Consider the following 1,525-nt stretch of genomic DNA (forward strand, 5'->3'; position numbering starts at 1 on the left):
AAAAATCAACACTGCAGTTTTGTGGATGGTTACTCCAATAAAGGTAAGCTACATCGGTATTGTAAAAACAGCTGATGAAAATTTGCGAAAAAGTGGATAGAAAGGTTAAGAGGTGGGGAAAAGATAATCTGTAGAATTAATAATTTTTAAAAAGGGCTATATAAGTTTTAAAAATAACCATATGTGTCCTAAATAAATTTTAGGATTCGATTTCTGTGGTACAAGCATAGCTTTTTTCATCATTTCGATATTGACCCCTATTTTTCAATCTGCGAAGATCTTTAGCTGTCCCTTTTTTCCTTTTATAGGCGGCCTGAGAAAGGATCATCTATCCATTGCCAGATGTTTATTTTCACGAAGATATTCATTCTGATGAATGCGACCAGATTGGACAGGTTCCAGTCATATTTGGCCTTTTTTTGTAAGTATTTTAACAGTAATATGCCAATGAGTGAAGTCCAGATCTGGATCATCACTGCATTTTCAGAAGTCCCTATGAATGTCGATACTTTTAAGCGCTGCTTTAGATGCTTGAAGAAGACTTCGATATGCCAGCGTTGTTTATAGATGTTTGCAACCAAAGAAGCCTTCCACTTCGTATTATTGGTCAAAAAGTGGTACTCATTGCCAGTGGTGCTGTCCCAAAAGTGGACTAGGCGTAGCGGCTTGCCGTTGTATTTATTGCAGGCAGCACCGGATAGCTCAATGAGCTCATCCTTAAGGATCCCCTTTTCCATGAGTGCTTCACTCTGATAGGACTTGATAACCTTGTACTTCATATTAACTTTACTCCTGGTAACGAAGTAACACCCCCTGCTGTCCAAATCCCCAAGCCAGCTGTAATCCACGTAGCCACGGTCCACTACCACCACGCTTCCCTTGGAAAAACTGTAACTACCGGCTCGCTGGCTCTCATGTACTTTTCCATCGGTAATCTGCATAAAAACAGGTAGGCAGCCATCATAATCCAAGACAGTGTGCAGCTTTACGGCACCTTTGGTGCTGCGAAACTTTGCCCAGTCAAATACAGATAGACATAAGGGGATGATGCTTGCATCCATCAGATATACTTTACGCTTTAGCTGACCAAGATCTTTGCGAAAATGGGTGTCCTTTTGCCAAAGCCTATCCAAAACAGAATAGTAAAGATCTTTGAAAAGTTCATGGGTACGGTGTGTGTTGATATAGGATATATTAGACTTACTTGGAGCTCTTACTACACCTAAGTGGTTCAGATTACCAGTGGTACTGCGTAGACCGTTACTAATATCACGAACCGAATCTGCCGAGGAAAAATGACAGAAAAGCATACTGACTAGATGCGTCCAGCTGTTGATCCCTTTCTGATGTTTGTCACTTTTGTGCTTTGAAACCAAATCTTTGAATAATTCGCGGTCGATAAGAGATAAAATCTGACTAAAAACATTTAAATTTATCATGGTGGTGTGTTATAATTTTGCAATTTAAATATAGCAACTTTGCTATATCCAAACACCGCCACTTTTTAAACGTTTAGGACGCAAGT

General features: G+C 39.7%; 1 protein-coding gene. It reads right to left on the bottom strand.

Annotation, left to right across the window (positions count from 1 at the left end):
* Positions 1-302: 302 nt before the first annotated feature.
* The gene (locus L950_RS25255; protein ID WP_021189521.1) at positions 303-1,439 is read right to left on the bottom strand and encodes an IS4 family transposase; all 1,137 of its coding nucleotides are present in this window, start codon (positions 1,437-1,439) and stop codon (positions 303-305) included.
* Positions 1,440-1,525: the final 86 nt, after the last annotated feature.

Origin of the sequence: Sphingobacterium sp. IITKGP-BTPF85, assembly GCF_001006065.1 — a bacterium.
GTDB classification, from domain to species: Bacteria; Bacteroidota; Bacteroidia; order Sphingobacteriales; family Sphingobacteriaceae; genus Sphingobacterium; species Sphingobacterium anhuiense.

Coding starts and splice junctions, on each gene's coding strand:
- L950_RS25255 (WP_021189521.1), bottom strand. CDS start 1,439: ATGATAAATTTAAATGTTTTTAGTCAGATTTTATCTCTTATCGACCGC.